Below are 17,693 nucleotides of genomic sequence, written 5' to 3' on the forward strand. Positions count from 1 at the left end.
TGGTGTGCACTCCGCCGGTGGCCCGTTTTCGGGCAAGGCGCCGTGTTCCGGCGGCTGTTGACGGGATGCCTTCCGCCAGGCTTGGCGTCGTAAGGCGTCGGCCATGGGGTCACTCCGTTACAGGAGAAGGAGAAAGAGAAAGAGAAGGGGCATCGGCGTCGGGGCCGAAGGCGTCGGTGAGTTCGGCGAGCATGGTGGCGCGTAGGCGGAGGGTGCCGACGAGGCGCTGGAACGCCTCGGACCAGTAGCCGCCGGACCCCGGGGACGCACCCTCCGGCTCGTCGGTGACCGCCGTCAGCATGTCCAGACGGTCCGCGGCGGCCGGATCCAGACACCGTTCGGCCAGGCCCATCACGCCGCTGAAGCTCCAGGGGTAGTTGCCCGCGTCCCGTGCGATGTCCAGGGCGTCGACCACCGCCCGGCCCAGCGGCTCGGCCCACGGCACCGCGCAGACCCCCAGCATCCGGAACGCGTCGGCCAGGCCGTGCGCCGCGATGAACCCCGCCACCCACGCGGCGCGTTCATCGGACGGCAGGACGGTCAGCAGCTTCGCCGTGTCGCGGGACGAGCCGCCGGAAGCGACCCCGGCGTCCTGAGGTGCCGCCCCGGGGGCGCCCAGCAGGGCCCGCGCCCAGACGGTGTCGCGTTGCCGGATCGCCGCGCGGCACCAGGCGTCGTGCAGTTCGGTGCGCCAGCCGTCCGCCACCGGGAGGGCGACGATGTCCTCCGGTGCGCGTCCGCCGCACCGCTCGGACCAGCGGTGGAGCGGTGCCGCCTCCACCAACTGGCCCAGCCACCAGGCACGTTCGCCCCGGCCCGAAGGGGCCTTGGCGGCCACGCCGTCGCGCCGCATGCCCTCGTCGCAGGCGCGCGGTGGTGTCACGGTGAGCCCCGGGCCGGAGGGGCCGGCCGACCCGGGGCGGGCCGGCCGCGGTGCAGGTCCCGGGGTGAGGGTGACGCAGGCGTGGGCGCGGGCGGCCATCCGTGTGGCGAAGGCGGATTCCGGGAGCGTGGAGAGGAGTTCGGCGGCGGTGGCCCGGACGGTGCGGCTGCGGTCGGACAACGCCCCTTCCAGGAACGCCTCGTCATCCGGCGAGAGACCTTCGCGCAGCGTGTCGAGGAACAGCAGACGGTCCTCGGCGTGCTCCGCCGACCAGGTGCCGGCCAACAGGTCCCGCCCGGCGTCCGGTGCGCTCCGGCGCACCGCGGTCAGCAGGGCCACCCGCTCCGCGAACAGCCCCTCGTCCCACCGGCGCCGCACCGCCTCGGGGTCGTCGGCGCCCGGCGTCGCGCGGGCACCGGTGCCGCGCAGGGCGAACTTCCAGTCGCCGTTGAACCGCGCCAGCCAGAGGGCCCGCGGCCCGGCCAGCGCCAGCGCCGCCGGACGCAGGTCCGTCCGGGCGCGGGCAGCGTCGAGCAGGGCGGGCAGCAACGCCTCGGGGGCACGGTAGCCGTGAGCCTGGGCGGCGGCCAGCCACTGGGGCAGCAGCTCGGTGAGGTCGGGCGCAGTGCCGCGGCGGCTGCTCCCGACCGTCCCGCCGCGGTCCGCGAGCAGCAGTGCCAGGCGGCGGCGGGCGGCCGGAGGTATCACCGGCCGCGGATCGTCCGGGGCGGGCGCCGGACGGTCGGCCGCGAGCGCGGGCCGCAGCGCGGCGCGGCGCCGCACCGTGCTGACGGCCGCCGCGTCCAGCAGCGCGGCGGCGGCGCTCCGCCCGGGCCGTACCACCACGGGCGGCGTCCGCCGCTCCGTCCCCAGCAGCGCGGCGCTCACCAGGGCGGACCAGGGGGCGGGCGGGGGTGGGGGAACGGTGGGTCGGGTGGGGGTGCTGGTCGGGCCGGTCGTCTCCCTGGGGGCGGGGGTGGCGGTGGCGGTCAGGAGGGGCGAAGAAGCGGAATCTGTGGGTGTCATGCCGTACTCCAGGAGTCGTCGGGTGGGGTGTGGGGCTGGAGCTGCCGGGCGGACGGGGAGAGGGGGCGTATGGCTGGGCGTACGGGGTGCGTCGGTCGTCCGGTGGCGCTTCGGGTGAGTTCCTGTACGTGTACGAGGCCCCAGCCCGTAGGGCTCCGGCTCACAGGGAAACCGGCTCCGGGTCCCAGGTGGTCAGGGGGAGGAAGCCGCGGTGGCCGCAGGTGCCGAAGACCGTGACGGGGCGGCCGCCGGATATCGCGGCCAGTCGCCACAGGCCCGGTCGGGGCAGGCCGCGCGGGTCCAGGGGGAGGGCGGATTCGCCGTCCGCATCGGCCAGTTGCCAGCCCGAGCCGTCGTCCCCGGGGACCGGTGCGACGTCCGCGAGCACCACCGGCCAGGAGTCCAGCCAGGGATCGTCGCGCAGCGCCTCGCCGTATGCGCGCAGCGCCGCGTCGATGCCGCATCCCGAGGGCACCGGCCCCTGGGCAGGCGGCGCGTGGCGCTCACCCAGGGCGGCCCGCAGCGGCCGGGCCCCCGGGTAGAAGGCGAGGTCGGCGTCGAGCAGCAGGCCGGGCGGCAGCGTCGGCTCCAAGGGGCGGCCGCCGCCGGAGTAGGAGAGAAGCAGCGCCGTCCGGCCGGTCCGCTCGCCCCGTAGATGGATGCGCCGGGCGGTCAACCGGCCTTCGTCGGTGTCCTGTTGGGACAGCACCAGCCAGCGGTCGCGCACCGGTGCCGCTTTGGGGCCGGTCAGCAGCTCGGCGGTGTCCGTCGTCAGGCCCACCCGGGCGCGGACCGTCGCGGCGAGTGGGGGTGGCAGCCGCTCGATGCCGAGAAAGCCCTGGTCGAGGAGGTGCAGCAGGGCGCATTCCTCCAGGAGTCGCGACGGCCAGTCGCCGCCCGAGGAAGGGAGCGCACCCAACTCCCGTGCGCGGGAGGCGAGTCCGGGCGCCTGGGCGTCCACCATGCGGGCGGCCGTCTCGTCCCAGGAGGCGTAACCGGCGCCCTCCGCGGCGGCGAGCCCCGTGTGCAGCAGGTCCTCCAGGCGCTGCTCCAGCTCCGTCGCGCCCGCTCCGATCCGGGCCGCCCGCCGCGCCGCGCGTCGCGCCGCGGGCTCCGCGTCGGCGGGGGCGTGCGGGGACGCGTCGCCGTCCGGCGGTGCGGCCGCGCGGCGACCGGCCCGCTCCCGGCGGCCCGTCAGCCAGTCGTCCGCCCAGGGTGGCGGCGCACCGGCAGTGACCGCGCCGCCCCCGCCCGACCAGAGCAGCAACAGCCCCAGCGCGTGCTTGCACGGAAACTTTCGGCTCGGGCAACTGCACTGGTACGCCGGGCCAGTGAGGTCGACGACGGCGCGGTGCGGCGTCCGGCCGCTGCCCTCGCACAGCCCCCACACCGCATCGCCGCCCGCCCCCGCCCCCGACCACGGCCCGGGCCCGGCGAGCCTGCCGCCCGCTTTACGTGATGCCTCGTCAGGCGCCAGTGCGAGCACCTGATCCGTCGTCCAGCGTTCCCCCTGCGAATTCATGTCACCGACGCTACGACCCGCCACTGACAATCGACCGGGAAGCGGAGTGGAAGTGCAGGTCAGAGGTGGTTTCGGGGCCGTTGTCAGTGGTCGGGTGCAGAGTGGAATCCGCAAGCGGCCGACGGCCTGCGGGGCGTCGGTGGCAGTTCGTTCGATGAGGGGGAGCCATGTCCGCGGACGGGTGGAAGACGACGGAAGCAGCGACGGGAGAGGCGACGGGCGGGACGGGGGAGGCGCCGCGCGAGCGGGCGTCGGAGGGTACGGGCGGCGAGGCCGGGGGAGCGGTGCTGCGGCCGCACGCGGAGGAGACCTTCGCGGACGAACTCGCCGCGCTGGCCGCCGCCGACGACCGGCCGCGGCCGGAGCGCTGGCGCCTGTCACCGTGGGCGGTGGCGACGTACCTCCTCGGCGGCACGCTCCCGGACGGCACGGTCATCACGCCGAAGTACGTCGGGCCGCGCCGCCTCGTCGAGGTGGCGGTGACGACGCTGGCCACGGACCGTGCGCTGCTCCTGCTGGGGGTGCCGGGGACCGCGAAGACGTGGGTGTCGGAGCATCTGGCCGCCGCGGTCAGCGGCGATTCCACCCTGCTCGTGCAGGGCACCGCCGGTACACCCGAGGAGGCGATCCGCTACGGCTGGAACTACGCCCGCCTCCTCGCCCACGGCCCCGGCCGGGAGGCGCTGGTGCCCAGTCCGGTGATGCGGGCGATGGCGCGTGGTGCGACCGCCCGCGTCGAGGAGCTGACCCGCATTCCGGCCGATGTCCAGGACACCCTCATCACCATCCTGTCCGAGAAGACCCTGCCCATCCCGGAGTTGGGCGAGGAGGTACAGGCGGTCCGCGGATTCAACCTCATCGCCACGGCCAACGACCGCGACCGCGGGGTCAACGACCTCTCCAGCGCCCTGCGCCGCCGCTTCAACACCGTCGTCCTGCCGCTGCCCGGGACCCCCGACGCCGAGGTGGAGATCGTCTCCCGCCGGGTCGGGCAGCTCGGCCGCTCCCTGGATCTCCCGGCCGTCCCCGAGGGGCTGGACGAGATACGGCGGGTCGTCACCGTCTTCCGCGAGTTGCGCGACGGTGTGACCGAGGACGGACGTACCAAGGTCAAGTCGCCCTCCGGGACGTTGTCCACGGCCGAGGCGATCTCCGTGGTGACCAACGGCCTGGCGCTGGCCGCCCACTTCGGGGACGGCGTGCTGCGCCCCGGCGATGTGGCCGCCGGCCTCCTGGGCGCCGTCGTCCGCGACCCGGCCGCGGACCGCGTCGTCTGGCAGGAGTACCTGGAGACGGTCGTCCGTGAACGGGACGGCTGGAAGGACTTCTACCGCGCCTGCCGGGAGGTGACGGCATGAGCGGGCCCGGCGGAGCGAGCGCGTCCGGCGGCGGGAGCGGGTCCGGCGGCATGCGCGGATCCGGTGGCGGTGGCGGGTCCGGGGGCATGAGCAGGTCCGGTGCGGGGGCCGTCCCCGCGGAGCCGGTGCTGCTCGGGGTGCGGCATCACGGCCCCGGGTCGGCGCGGGCGGTGCGCGCCGCCCTGGAGCAGACCGCCCCGCGCGCGGTGCTCATCGAGGGGCCACCGGAGGCGGACGCCCTGGTGCCGCTTGCCGGGCACCCCGAAATGCGCCCGCCGGTCGCCCTGCTCGCCCATGTCCGGGACGCCCCGGGGCGGTCGGCGTTCTGGCCGCTGGCGGAGTTCTCCCCGGAGTGGGTGGCCCTGCGCTGGGCCCTGGAGAGGGAGGTCCCGGTCCGCTTCATCGACCTTCCGGCCGCCCACTCCCTGGCGACATCGGAGCCCGGCCCGGAGCCCGGCCCGGAGCCCGGCCCGGAGCCCGGCCCGGAGCCCGGCCCGGAGCCCGGCCCGGAGCCCGGCCCGGAGCCGGGTGCCGGGGCCACGCCCGAGCCGCCGGAGGAGGCCCCCGGTGGCGGGCCCGCCACCGCCCCGGGTTCGCCGGGCGCCGCGCTCCGGACCGATCCGCTGGGCGCGCTGGCCCGGGCCGCCGGGTACGACGATGCCGAGGCGTGGTGGGAGGACGTCGTCGAGCACCGTACGGCGGGCGGGCCCGGGGTGGCGGATGCCCTGGCGCCGTTCGCGGCGGTTGCCGAGGCGATGGCCACTCTGCGGGAGACGTACGGCGACGGCGGGCATCCCGACGACCCGGTGCGCGAAGCCCATATGCGGCTGCGGGTGCGGGCCGCCCGGCGGGAGTTCGGGGACCGCGTGGCCGTGGTGTGCGGCGCCTGGCACGTTCCGGCGCTGGCCCGTCGTACGACGGTGACCGCCGACCGACGGCTGCTGACGGGTCTGCCCAAGGCCAAGGTCGAGCTGACCTGGGTGCCCTGGACGCACCGCCGCCTCTCCCGGCACAGCGGTTACGGCGCCGGAATCGCCTCGCCCGGCTGGTACGGCCATCTCTTCCGGGTGCCCGACCGGCCCGTCACGCGCTGGCTGACCAAGGCCGCCGGGCTGCTCCGGGCGGAGGACTACGCCGTCTCCCCGGCCCACGTCATCGAGGCGGTACGCCTTGCCGAAGGGCTCGCCGCGGTCCGTGGCCGACCGCTCCCGGGGCTCGCCGAGACCACCGACGCGATCCGCGCCGTGATGGGTGACGGTTCCGACGTCCCGGCCGCGCTGATCCACGACCGCCTCGTGGTCGGGGACGCCCTCGGCGAGGTGCCCGACGGCGCACCGGCCGTCCCCCTGCAACGCGACCTGACCCGCACCGCCCGCGCCCTGCGCCTCAAGCCGGAGGCCGCCGAGCGCGAGGTGGAGCTGGATCTGCGCAAGGAGACGGACGCCGGGCGCAGCCGCCTGCTGCACCGGCTGCGTCTCCTCGGCATCCCCTGGGGCGAGCCGGTCCGGTCGCGCGCCACCACCGGTACGTTCCGCGAGACCTGGCGGCTGCGCTGGGAGCCGGAGCTGTCGGTGAAGGTCGCCGAGGCCGGGATCTGGGGGACGACCGTGCGGTCCGCGGCCACCGCCAAGGCCGAGGCGGACGCGGGCGCCGCCACCGCGCTCGCCGAGGTCACCGCCGTCGCCGAGAGCTGCCTGCTCGCCGCGCTCCCGGACGCCCTGCCGCAGGTCATGCGCGTCCTGGCGGACCGCGCCGCACTGGACACGGACGTCGGACGGCTCGCCCGGGCGCTCCCCGCCCTCGTCCGCGCCGTCCGCTACGGCGATGTGCGCGGCACGGACGGCGCGGCGCTGCGCGAGGTGGCCGCGGGGCTGGCCGAGCGGATCTTCGTCGGGTTGCCGCCGGCCTGCGCCGGTCTCGACGCGGACGCCGCCACCGAGATGCGCGACCACCTCGACGCCACCCACCGGGCCGTCACCTTGCTCAGCCGACCGGAGACCATCGGGGGTGGCGGGGCCGTGGAATCCGTCGAGGCCGCCGCGGGCGCATCCGCCACCACCACGGAAGGCCCGACCGCCATCGGCGGCGGCCCCGCCGGGCCCCCGGCCCCCGGCCCCGCTCCCGGCTCTGCCGGGCCCCCGCCCCCCGGCAGCGGCCGCACCCCCGCGGACCGCTGGGCCCACACACTGCGCGCCCTCACCGGGCGGGAGCGCGTCCCCGGGCTGCTCCGGGGCCGTGCCGTGCGCCTCTTGCGCGATGACGGGCGGCTCGGCGACGACGGTGTGGAGCGGCTGATGGGGCTCGCCCTGTCGCCTGCCGCTCCGCCTACGGACGCCGCCGGTTGGATCGAGGGATTCGCCGGAGGCGGGGACGGCGACGGCATGCTGCTGGTCCACGACGAGCGGCTGCTGGCCCTCGTCGACGGCTGGCTGACGAGGGTGTCGGCCGAGGCGTTCACGGACGTACTCCCGCTGCTGCGCCGGACGTTCGCCGCGTACGGGCCTGGGGTGCGCCGTGCCCTCGGCGAGCTGATACGCCGAGGCCCCGCCGCCCTTGCACCGCAGGCGGCGGGGCCCGTCAGGGGCGCGGGTCCGGACGACGTCGTACCGGTACCGGGCTTCGGCCCCGGGCTCGACCGCGACCGCGCCGCCGCCGTCCTGCCCACCCTCCACCTGCTGCTCGGCTCCGTCCCGTACGCCAACGACACCTTGGGAAGGGCACGTTGAACACCATCGACCGCATGGACCCGCCCGCCACCCCGGGCCCCGCAACCGCCCGGCCGCCCGCCACCGCTCCCGCCGTCGCCACCGTTCACCCCGTCTCACCCGATGAACGCCTGCGGCGCTGGCGGATGGCGCTCGGCGGGGGCGACGCGGACGGTACCGGACGTGAACTGCGAGGCCAGGACCGGGCGATGGACGAGGCGCTCGGCGCGCTCTACGGCCGGGACGGTGCCGAGCGGGACGGCGACCGCCGGGACGCCGGGGGCCGCCGCGCCGCCGGGCTCGGTGCGTCCGCGCCCGGTGTGGCGCGCTGGCTCGGCGACATCCGTACGTACTTCCCCTCCCCAGTCGTCCAGATCATGCAGCGCGATGCCATCGACCGCCTCGGCCTGGCCGCGCTGCTGCTGGAGCCGGAGATGCTGGAGGCGGTCGAGGCGGACGTCCACCTGGTCGGCACCCTGCTCACCCTCAACAAGGCCATGCCCGAGACGACCCGGGAGACCGCGCGGGCCGTCGTCCGTAAGGTCGTCGCGCAGCTGGAGCGGCGTCTGGCGACGCGGACCCGTGCCACCCTCACCGGTGCGCTGGACCGCTCGGCTCGGACCGCCCGCCCCCGCCACCGCGACATCGACTGGGACCGCACCGTCCGCGCCAACCTCAAGAACTACCTGCCCGAGCACCGCACGGTCGTCCCCGAGCGGCTGATCGGTTACGGCCGTGCCGCGCGGTCCGTGAAGAAGGAAGTGGTGCTCTGCGTCGACCAGTCCGGCTCCATGGCCGCGTCCGTCGTCCACGCCTCGGTCTTCGGCGCGGTGCTCGCCTCGATGCGGGCCCTCGACACCCGGCTGGTCGTCTTCGACACCGCCGTCGTCGACCTCACGGAGCAGCTCGACGACCCGGTCGACGTCCTCTTCGGCACCCAGCTCGGCGGCGGCACGGACATCAACCGCGCGCTCACCTATTGCCAGTCCCGGATCACCCGCCCCGCCGACACGGTCGTTGTCCTCATCAGCGACCTCTACGAGGGCGGGATCCGCGACGGGATGCTCAAGCGGGTCGCCGCGATGAAGGCGTCGGGGGTGCAGTTCGTCTGCCTGCTCGCGCTGTCCGACGAGGGTGCGCCCGCATACGACCGGGAGCATGCGGCGGCTCTGGCGGCCCTGGGCGTACCGGCCTTCGCCTGCACACCTGATCGCTTCCCGGATGTCATGGCCGCCGCAATCGAAAAGCGCCCCCTATTCATACCGGACATGCCGGAGCAACGGTGACGGGTCGTACCGAGGGTCCTTGCGGCGTGGCCGCCGGGGCGGGCAAGGTCGCCGTATCGCCCACGACGTGAGCGGCACCACGGATTCCGGGCCGTGGCCGCCCCCGTCTTCCTGGGAAGCACTCCCCGTTTCCGCCGTCTCCGTCACCTCTGCCCGTGTACGCACGGTGCGTGGGCGATCGGCGCGCGGCGGTACGGCGCACCCGCACCACGCACGTCCGACTTCGTCGGTGGCCGTCGCCAACGGGCTGCCGGGGAAGGCCGGTTGTGCGCCTGGATCGCCCCGCCGCCGGGATCCGCCGTGCGGGCGGGACAGGACAGCCCGTCAGCTTCAGAAGCGAAGGATTGTCACCATGCGTCATCCCGTTCGCCGTTCCCTGGCCGTGGCCGCCGCCGCTGTCGGCCTGGTCGCCTTCGGCGCGACCGCCGCCCAGGCCGACAGTGACTGGGTCCCCTCCGACAGGACCGACCTGGGCGTTTTCCACGCCCTCACCGCTGCCGACGGCGGCCGGGTGATCCTGCCGCCGAGCGACGACTGCGACCCCGCTCCCGGTGAGATCTGCCGTGTGGACCCGGAGGACCCGACCGGTTACTTCGTGACGCGGCAGGCGTCGCTCCGGTCCGGTGAGGAGGGGAAGCTCATTCCCCGTGTCCCCGCCGCCGACGGTGACACCGGCCGCGTCATCTGCGACCAGAACGGCGACTGCTGGACGGACCGTATCGACCCCACGGTCCCCAGCATCCCCGGCCAGCCGCGCGGCTGAGCCCGTACGGAGGCGCTTCGGCGTCAACGGTGCCGGTAGCGGCACCGCGGTGGCACGCCGGTGACGCCGTGCCGCCCTCTCCCCGGTGCGTCTGAGTGCACCGGTGCCCCGAACTGCCGGGTGGTCCTCTGTGGGGGAGGATCACCCGGCCTCGGCGTTTCCGGACTCTCCGTGGCAAGCGGGTCGGCCCGTGTCACAGGTAACGAAGTGTCATGCACCCGCTGAATGTGCCGTACTCGACGGAGACCGCCGGTAAATCGAAAGCTGTTCGTACGCCATACCGGACATGGCGGAGGAACGTGACAGGAGTGCCAAGGGGACTTGCGGGCGCCCTGGCCCCTCGTGCAAGGATCGGGTCATCGCTTGATCACCCGTGACGAGAGCGACGCCGTGGCCCCTGCCCGGCGTCCCCGTCCTTCTGGGAAGGTCTCCTCCGTTGTCTGCTGTGTTCGTCGTGCCTGCCGCTGTGCGCCTGCCGCGCACCGTGGCCGTGCGGCGTGCGCTGCTGGCGGGGCTCTTCCTGGTGGGTTTCGTGGCCCTCGGCTTCGCCTTCGGCCCCGGCGCCCATGCGGACGACCGCACGGCGGGACTGCCGGGGACGTTCTCCCCGGCGTCCGCCGGGTCGACCGCGGGACAGTCGTCCGACCAGCCGTCGTCGCAGGTCCGGGCCGTGCCCGCGGACCGCGCGACGGCCTCGCCCGCCAAGGCCACGGCCGAGGCGGCGGCACCGGTCCGGGCCGCCACCCGGACCGGTGCGCCCGACCACCTGGAGCCCTCCGGAACCGCGGTCACGCGGCAGGAAGCCCAGGCGGGCGCGGCGACCGATCACCAGGCACGGGCCGCGGCCGGTGACCTCGCCGACGCCGTACGGCCCGCCGCCGAGCGCGCCGTCCAGGTCGTCGACCCGGTGACCGGCGTCGTACGGCAGGTGGGCGACGCGGCGGGTGCCGTGCTGCCGCTGCCGTCCGGAACGCACCCGGGGCACCCCGGTGACGGCGGTCGGCCGCAGCACGGTGGCGCTCCGCACGGAACCCCGCAGGGCGCCGCGCACCGCGTTGGACCTGCGGAGAAGGTGAACCCGTCTTACGTCGGCGGGGTGCGGGCGAAGGGTGCCGAGGGGGCGCGCAGCGCCGCTCGTGCGCCGGGTGCACCGAGCCAGGGCGGCGCGTCGGCGCCGCTTCCCAGAGTGACGTTCACGCCCACCTCGTCGAGCATGGGTGACGGTCACGGTCCCCGTGGCGACCAGCACGCCACGTGCGTGGCGGAGACCGCGTGCACCGGGTGGGTGCCCGGTGGTGCGCACCGGCCGGAGGGCGCGCCGACGCGTCACCGTCCCCACGACATCCTCGAATTCCCGGGCTAGAGCGGACCGTTCCGCGTCTCTCCTGACCTGCCGCGCGGGGGCGGCACAGGTCTGCCCATCACACCTCTGAATTCGAAGGATCCTTCCCATGCGTATCGCCATCCGTCGTTCCATCGCCGTCGCCGCCACCGCCACCGGTCTGCTGGCCCTCGGCGCCGTCTCCGCCAACGCCGCCGAACTGCCCGCCACTTCGGACCTGCCCGCCGTCGGCTCGCTCGCCAACGCGGGGAAGAAGGTGCAGGACACCGTTCCCGCCCTCCCCGCCGAGAAGGGCCTCCCGGCCGGTCTGCCGAAGGTGGCGAAGAAGGTGCCGCACACCATCCCCGCGCAGCACGGTGTCCCCGCCGGTCTGTCGAAGGCGGCGAAGAAGGCCCCGCGTTCGATCCCCGCGATGCACGGTGTCCCGGCCGCTTCGGACCTGCCCGCCACCCCGCGCATTCCGGCGCTTCCCACCACCCCGCGCGTTCCCGGTGTCCCGGCCGCTTCGGACCTGCCCGCCACCCCGCGCATTCCGGCGCTTCCCACCACCCCGCGCGTTCCCGGTGTCCCGGCGCTGCCCGCCACCCATGGTCTGGGCCCGGTCGTCAACGCCCTGGGCGGTATCCACACCACGATCGCCAAGGGTGACCAGTACGGGCGTCTCCAGGAGGACCTGAGCCGCGCCATCCCCGGCATCAACCTGGGCGATCTGACCAACCAGGCTGACCTCACCGGCTTCACCAACCAGGCCGACCTGACCAACCTGACCGGCCAGGTTCCGTCCGTTCCGGCGGTGCCCGCGACCCCCGGTCTGCCCAAGGCCCCGACCGTTCCCATGGTCCCGGCGATCCCGGCCGTCCCGGTCACCCCGACCGTTCCGGCCGTCCCGGCGCTGCCCGGTAAGCCCGCGCTGCCCGGTGCCTGCGGCTCCACCGTCGACGCTGTGTTCGCCCTCGTCCTCCCGGCCACCGAGCGGACCGTCGCCGGCGTGAACCAGGCTGCCGTGCGCGACATCGTCGTGACGCTGCTGCCCGCCGGAACCGTGCCCACCGACCTGACCGACCCGGCCAACATCCCCGCGATCCCGGGTGTCCCGTCGGTCCCGTCCGTTCCCTCCGTCCCGGGCGTTCCGGCCGTGCCGTCGGTCCCGGGCATCCCGGCCGGTGTGCCGTCGGTCCCCGGTGTCCCCGCCGGTGACACCGTTCCCTCGATCCCGGGTGTCCCCGCCGGCCACACGGTGCCCTCGATCCCGGGTGTCCCCGCGCTCCCGGCTCAGGGCGTCTGACGGCGGTAACTCCGCGACCGTCCCCCTGCGCGGGTGACGTCGCCTCATGAACAGCCGGGTGGCCCTCTGTGGGGGAGGACCACCCGGCTTCCTCATGTCCGGGTCCGGGCCGACGACGGCCCGGACCCGGATCCACGAGCGGGCCCGGCCCCACAGCCGGGGCCGGGCCCACATCCAGCTCTACGAAGCGGGAACCTTCAGCCGGTCCCAGCTGACCTTCCCCGGGATGCCGTCGGCGTCGTCGCCGGAGAAGCCGAGTTTCCGCTGCCAAGCTGCGTACGAGTCGCGGTCCGCGTCGGTCCACTCCGGGCCCGGGCCCTGGCGGTAGTGGCCGCAGCCCTCCGCCACCAGGCGTTCGCCCATCGCCGTGATGATCGCGCTCCGGGTGCCGGAGCGGAAGAAGTCCGTCCCGGGGAACGGCTCGTGGGCCGCGGGGCGCTCCCCGCCGCCCCCCGTCTCCCCGGCGTCGGCCGGTCCGGCCAGCCGCGCGCGGATACGGGCGCGCAGCGCGGCCATGGGGAAGCCGCGCGGGTCGACCTTCCCCGGCTGCCACTCCAGATGGCCGATGACGGAGCGCTCTCCCCAGCCGTGGGCGCGGCAGAGCGCCGCCGACGCCCGGACGATCGCCTGGATCTGGGCCTCGGGCCACGGGTCGTCGCCGTCGCCGAGGTTGATGCACTCGAAGCCGTAGAAGTGCGGGTTGCCGTCGGTGTCGGCTTCGTTGTCGTGCGGCAGCCGGCTCTCGCGGACGACGGCGCGCAGGACGTCGCCGTCGCCGAGCCCGGCGTGGTTGGCGCGGCCGTTGCCGACGAGGTGGATCTCGCCCTTCTTGTCGATCACCCCGTGGCAGAGCGGCCCGGGCAGATCGGACCGGCCCTCGTAGCAGAGGGCGACGGAATCGTCGGTGCCCGTGGTGGCGGTGTGGTGGATCATCACGCCGTTCAGCGGGCCCCAGGCGCCTTTGGCGTTGCGGTTGTGGGTGCGCCAGTCGCGTACCTCGTGGACGGTCAGCCCCTCGTCGCGCAACGCCTTGAGCAGGTCGGATGCGGTGAGCGGTGTCGCCATGAAACTCCCCCATGCAGTGGTGGTGGCCGTCGCCGGTCCGCGGCACCGAGGTGCGACGGCCGGTCCCGGCGTCCGGGCGTCGGCCGTACGGGTGGCCGGACGGCGCGGGCACCCGGCCCCGGGCCGGGCACTCCCCTTGTACCCAGGTGGACGGCGGGTAGTGCACCGGACCGTTGCGTGCCGTCCGCCCCGGGCCGCGACGCCCGGGGCGGGATCGCGCGCCGGGCGCTGTAAGGGCCGGCCCGTACGGGATCCGGCGCGCCGCCGTACCGGGTGGCCGGAATCGGGTGCGGATTTCGTGGTGGCGGCCGTTCGGGCGGCGACGTGAGGCGTTCCACAGTGACGCGGCCGGGGGCCGGGAAACCGCCGATCCGGGGCGTCCGTACGGGCGCTGCCTGGGCTTCTGTGACCGTAATCACCGCTCCAGTGCGAGCTGTGATTTAGGGCCGCACCGCCTGCGGCGATAACCTGCGAGACGGACATGCCGCGTATTCGGTCACCGTGTACGCCTCCCCTGTGACAGCGCCGTCACGTTGCCCTTCGCGGCACGCCCATCGCAGAGAACGACCCGCGATCACTACGGCGATTCTGAGAAGACAAGGGACGGACGCGCGTGGACCTGTTCGAGTACCAGGCGAGGGACCTCTTCGCCAAGCACGGTGTACCGGTGCTGGCCGGTGAAGTCATCGACACGCCTGAGGCAGCCCGCGAGGCGACCGAGCGTCTGGGCGGCAAGTCGGTCGTCAAGGCGCAGGTGAAGGTCGGCGGCCGCGGCAAGGCCGGTGGCGTCAAGCTGGCCGCCACCCCCGACGAGGCGGTCGAGCACGCGACCAACATCCTCGGCATGGACATCAAGGGCCACACGGTCCACAAGGTGATGATCGCGGAGACCGCTCCGGAGATCCTTGAGGAGTACTACGTCTCGTACCTCCTCGACCGCACCAACCGCACCTTCCTGGCCATGGCCTCCGTCGCCGGTGGCATGGACATCGAAGAGGTCGCGGCGACCACGCCCGAGAAGCTCGCCAAGATCCCGGTCGATGCCAACGACGGCGTCACCAAGGAGAAGGCCCGGGAGATCGTCGCCGCGGGCCAGTTCCCGGCCGAGGTCGCCGACAAGGTCGCCGACGTCCTGGTCACCCTCTGGAAGACCTTCGTCGCCGAGGACGCGCTCCTCGTCGAGGTCAACCCGCTGGCCAAGGTCGCCTCCGGTGAGGTCATCGCCCTCGACGGCAAGGTGTCCCTGGACGCCAACGCCGAGTTCCGCCAGCCGGAGCACGAGGCCCTGGAGGACAAGGCCGCGGCGAACCCGCTGGAGGCCGCCGCCAAGGCCAAGGGCCTGAACTACGTCAAGCTTGAGGGCGAGGTCGGCATCATCGGTAACGGTGCCGGTCTGGTCATGTCGACGCTGGACGTCGTCGCGTACGCCGGTGAGAACCACGGTGGCGTCAAGCCGGCCAACTTCCTCGACATCGGTGGCGGCGCGTCCGCCGAGGTCATGGCGAACGGCCTGGGGATCATCCTCGGCGACCCGGACGTCAAGTCCGTCTTCGTCAACGTCTTCGGTGGCATCACCGCCTGTGACGAGGTCGCCAACGGCATCGTCCAGGCCCTGGAGCTGCTGAAGTCCCAGGGTGAGAACGTCACCAAGCCGCTGGTCGTGCGCCTCGACGGCAACAACGCGGAGCTGGGTCGCAAGATCCTCAGCGACGCCAACCACCCGCTGGTGCAGCGCGTGGACACCATGGACGGCGCGGCCGACAAGGCCGCCGAGCTCGCGGCTGCGAAGTAAGGGACGAGGTCAGACACCACCATGGCTATCTTCCTCACCAAGGACAGCAAGGTCATCGTCCAGGGCATGACCGGTGCCACCGGCATGAAGCACACCAAGCTCATGCTCGGTGACGGCACCACCATCGTCGGCGGCGTGAACCCCCGCAAGGCCGGCGAGAAGGTCGACTTCGACGGCACCGAGGTGCCCGTCTTCGGTTCCGTCGCCGAGGCGATGGAGCAGACCGGCGCCGACGTCTCCGTCATCTTCGTGCCGCCGAAGTTCGCGAAGGCCGCCGTCGTCGAGGCGATCGACGCCGAGATCGGTCTCGCCGTCGTGATCACCGAGGGCATCGCGGTCCACGACTCCGCCGCCTTCTGGGCGCACGCCAAGACCAAGGGCAACAAGACTCGGATCATCGGTCCGAACTGCCCCGGCCTGATCACCCCCGGTCAGTCCAACGCCGGCATCATCCCGGGCGACATCACCAAGCCCGGCAAGATCGGTCTGGTGTCGAAGTCCGGCACGCTGACCTACCAGATGATGTACGAGCTGCGGGACATCGGCTTCACCTCGGCCGTCGGCATCGGTGGCGACCCGGTCATCGGCACCACCCACATCGACGCCCTGGAGGCGTTCGAGGCCGACCCGGAGACCGAGCTGATCGTCATGATCGGTGAGATCGGCGGCGACGCCGAGGAGCGTGCGGCCGACTTCATCAAGGCCAACGTCACCAAGCCGGTCGTCGGCTACGTCGCGGGCTTCACCGCGCCCGAGGGCAAGACCATGGGCCACGCCGGCGCCATCGTCTCCGGCTCCTCCGGCACCGCCCAGGCGAAGAAGGAGGCCCTGGAGGCCGCCGGCGTCAAGGTCGGCAAGACCCCGTCGGAGACCGCCCGTCTGGCCCGCGAGATCCTCGTCGGCTGACGGAAGTCCTTCCGGTAGCACCGGGCCCGTACCCCGTTGGGGGTGCGGGCCCGGTGTCGTTTTTCGTCAGTGGGTGGGTGGGGTGGTGGCTGGGGTCGGTGGGGAGGCCGGTGTGGCGGGGTGGGTCACCGGCGGGGTGACGGCCCGGGGCGCGGCTGACCCTGGGGTGGCCGGTCCGGGGGCGGCGGGCCCGGGCGGCGGCGACCCGGGAGCGGCCGGTCCGGGCGGCGGGACCGCCCGGGGTGCGGCGCCCTTCTGCGGGGCGGCGGACGGGGCGGTGCCCGGGGCCGGTTGGGGGCCGGGGTGGCCGCCGCCGGGGGAGGGGCGGGTGGGCTTGCCGTCCCCGGCGTTCCCGCTGTCGTCCGCCGCGTCGGACCCGTCGCTGTTCCAGGTGGACGGGTCGCCTCCGTAGCCGTCCGAGCCGTCGTCCGGTCCGGTGCCGGGTGCCGGGTTGCTGTGGGGGGCTCCGGCCGCGTCCCGGGGTGGCCGGTGGGTGCCCGGGGCCGTGGCGGGCCGGGCGGGGGTGGTCGCCCGGGGGTGGGCCGGGGGTGCGGGCGGTTCGTGCCATACGGCTGTGACCAGGGCGAAGACGGTGGTCGCGGCGAGCAGCCCGGACAGCCCGAGCGCGCCGTGGGTCAGGCGGCGCACGCTCAGATCGCTGCCGTCGCGCACCGCCTCGGCAGCGGGCGGCGCCACCGGCTGGGTGGCGGCGAGCGCCGCGAGCCGGTCGTGCAGGATCGCGCCCTGCTGCTCCGGGGACCGATCGGACAGCTCCAGCTCGGGCACCCTTTCCGCCACCGTCGCCCGGGCGTGGGCCAGCCGTCCGGCCGCCGCCCGGGTGCTCGCCTCCACCTCGGCGGCGGTCGCGCGGAGCCCCAGCCCGACGCCGTCGTGCAGCACCAGGGCCCGCCGGTACGGGGCGGGCAGCTCCAGCAGCGCGCCCAGCAGCGCCCGGTCGCCGGGGCCGGTGGGCGGCGGCGCGGGCGCGGTGGGCGTCGGCCGTTCCGCCGCCCGGCCGGTCCGCAGCCCGTGCCACGGCGACAGCGCGTACTCGTGGGCGGCGGCCCGCACCCAGCTCACCGGGTCCGGGTCCACGGCCACCTCGGGCCACCGCTGCCACGCCAGCCGGAACGCCCGCTCGACCGCCTCCTGGGCGCGCCGGGGCCGCCCGGTGAGCAGATACGCCTGCCGGATCAGGGCCTCCGCATGGTGCGTGTACAGGGCGTCGAACGCGGCGACGGCGGCGGCGCCGGGGTCCTGCGCCGGGCCCGGCCCCGGACCGGTCCGTACGCCGGGCCGGGGCGGGGCGATGGTGATGACCGGGAACTCCATCGTGTCCGCGGGGTCCCCGGTGAGGATCGGCAGCTCGGCGGTGTCGTCGAGAGAGGGGTCGGGGCGGGGGCCGTCCGCCCCGGTGTCGTGGTGTGCCGCCGGTGCGGTCCGGTCCGGGTCGGGTCGGGGATGCCGGTCCTCCGGCTCGGTGCCCGTCGCGGGGCGCGCGGGCGCCGGCGGGGTGGCGTTCCGCCGGGTCGGGGGGCGTCGTGCGGGGCGCTCGGGGTGCCGTCGGCGCGGGTTCTGTCGTTTGCGGTGACTCATGCCGTCCTCTCCACGCGTCCCCGGTGCTCCGGCGGTACGCGGTACGTGGTGCGCTGGGGGCCGCCGATCGAAGTGGCCTCTGGGTCGATCAAGGGATCGCGAAATATCCGGAACACAAGACAGTGTGAAAAACCTAATAAGCGGATCATGTGCGACACGTCGGT

12 protein-coding genes are annotated in these 17,693 nt (G+C 74.6%); 8 read left to right on the plus strand and 4 right to left on the minus strand.

What is annotated here, in order from left to right; all coding sequences use genetic code 11:
• Positions 1-109 precede the first annotated feature (109 nt).
• Both OG422_RS19455 and OG422_RS19460 read right to left on the minus strand, forming a co-directional pair.
• Positions 110-1,909, minus strand: coding sequence for a DUF5691 domain-containing protein (locus tag OG422_RS19455; RefSeq protein ID WP_405743894.1), 1,800 nt, complete (start codon positions 1,907-1,909; stop codon positions 110-112).
• Positions 1,910-2,069: 160 nt separating this feature from the next.
• Entirely contained in the window at positions 2,070-3,431 is a 1,362-nt protein-coding gene (locus OG422_RS19460; RefSeq protein ID WP_405743895.1) for an SWIM zinc finger family protein, read from the minus strand.
• A gap of 167 nt (positions 3,432-3,598) precedes the next feature.
• On the opposite strand from OG422_RS19460, the gene OG422_RS19465 reads away from it, so the two are divergent.
• The 6 genes from OG422_RS19465 (at position 3,599) to OG422_RS19490 (ending at position 12,170) form a co-directional block, all read left to right on the plus strand.
• Entirely contained in the window at positions 3,599-4,789 is a 1,191-nt protein-coding gene (locus OG422_RS19465; protein ID WP_405743896.1) for an AAA family ATPase, read from the plus strand.
• Positions 4,790-4,875: 86 nt separating this feature from the next.
• The gene (locus tag OG422_RS19470) at positions 4,876-7,515 is read left to right on the plus strand and encodes a DUF5682 family protein (RefSeq protein WP_405743897.1); all 2,640 of its coding nucleotides are present in this window, start codon (positions 4,876-4,878) and stop codon (positions 7,513-7,515) included.
• Between the two features lie 125 nt (positions 7,516-7,640).
• Positions 7,641-8,780: a VWA domain-containing protein gene (locus tag OG422_RS19475; RefSeq protein WP_405747905.1), complete on the plus strand. Its 1,140-nt coding sequence runs from the start codon at positions 7,641-7,643 to the stop codon at positions 8,778-8,780.
• Positions 8,781-9,132: 352 nt separating this feature from the next.
• Entirely contained in the window at positions 9,133-9,543 is a 411-nt protein-coding gene (locus OG422_RS19480; protein ID WP_143943550.1) for a hypothetical protein, read from the plus strand.
• Positions 9,544-9,997: 454 nt separating this feature from the next.
• Positions 9,998-10,906, plus strand: a complete 909-nt coding sequence (locus OG422_RS19485; RefSeq protein WP_405743898.1) for a hypothetical protein — start codon at positions 9,998-10,000, stop codon at positions 10,904-10,906.
• Positions 10,907-10,994: 88 nt separating this feature from the next.
• Positions 10,995-12,170, plus strand: a complete 1,176-nt coding sequence (locus OG422_RS19490; RefSeq protein ID WP_405743899.1) for a hypothetical protein — start codon at positions 10,995-10,997, stop codon at positions 12,168-12,170.
• Positions 12,171-12,350: 180 nt separating this feature from the next.
• Here OG422_RS19490 and OG422_RS19495 read toward each other — a convergent pair whose 3' ends face one another.
• Complete coding sequence (locus tag OG422_RS19495; RefSeq protein WP_405743900.1) at positions 12,351-13,235, minus strand: peptidoglycan-binding protein; 885 nt, start codon at positions 13,233-13,235, stop codon at positions 12,351-12,353.
• Between the two features lie 613 nt (positions 13,236-13,848).
• Here OG422_RS19495 and sucC point away from each other — a divergent pair.
• On the plus strand, positions 13,849-15,027 hold the full coding sequence (gene sucC / locus OG422_RS19500) for an ADP-forming succinate--CoA ligase subunit beta (protein ID WP_405743901.1): 1,179 nt from the start codon (positions 13,849-13,851) through the stop codon (positions 15,025-15,027).
• 21 nt (positions 15,028-15,048) lie between these two features.
• Positions 15,049-15,933, plus strand: a complete 885-nt coding sequence (gene sucD, locus OG422_RS19505) for a succinate--CoA ligase subunit alpha (RefSeq protein WP_143943555.1) — start codon at positions 15,049-15,051, stop codon at positions 15,931-15,933.
• Between the two features lie 66 nt (positions 15,934-15,999).
• Here sucD and OG422_RS19510 read toward each other — a convergent pair whose 3' ends face one another.
• Positions 16,000-17,529 carry an RNA polymerase sigma factor gene (locus OG422_RS19510; RefSeq protein WP_405743902.1) on the minus strand — a complete coding sequence of 510 codons (1,530 nt, stop codon included), beginning with the start codon at positions 17,527-17,529 and terminating at the stop codon, positions 16,000-16,002.
• Positions 17,530-17,693 lie beyond the last annotated feature (164 nt).

It is taken from the genome of Streptomyces sp. NBC_01525 (genome assembly GCF_045040405.1).
Lineage (GTDB): Bacteria > Actinomycetota > Actinomycetes > Streptomycetales > Streptomycetaceae > Streptomyces > Streptomyces benahoarensis.